This window comes from Vibrio sp. 10N.222.49.C9 (assembly GCF_041474985.1).
Lineage (GTDB): Bacteria > Pseudomonadota > Gammaproteobacteria > Enterobacterales > Vibrionaceae > Vibrio > Vibrio crassostreae_C.
Map to the genome: position 1 here is coordinate 1 of NZ_JBFRVD010001613.1, position 451 is coordinate 451.

General features: G+C 45.9%; 1 protein-coding gene. It reads left to right on the top strand.

All coding sequences use genetic code 11. The features are described 5' to 3' along the window. On the top strand, positions 1 to 451 hold a 451-nt coding region (locus tag AB4585_RS29505), incomplete at both ends, for a type IV pilus twitching motility protein PilT (protein ID WP_372172393.1).

Sequence of the window (451 nt, forward strand, 5' to 3'; positions counted from 1 at the left end):
CTTGATTGCCCACCTATATTTGAAAAAATAGCGAATTATGAAAAGGGATTGGTTTTGGTGACTGGGCCTACGGGGTCGGGTAAATCAACCACCTTAGCGGCCATGGTTGATTACATTAATCGTCATCACAATAAACACATCCTAACCATTGAAGACCCTATTGAGTTTGTTCATCAAAGCTCTAAGTGTTTGATCAACCAACGAGAAGTGCATCGTGATACGCATAGCTTCAAGGCGGCGCTTCGTTCTGCACTGCGTGAAGACCCGGATGTGATTCTAGTGGGTGAGCTTCGAGATCAAGAAACCATAAGTCTTGCGCTTACTGCAGCGGAAACGGGGCATTTGGTCTTTGGTACCCTGCACACCAGTTCTGCGGCCAAAACCATAGACCGTATTATTGATGTATTCCCTGCGGGCGATAAAAACATGGTTCGCTCTATGTTGTCAGAGT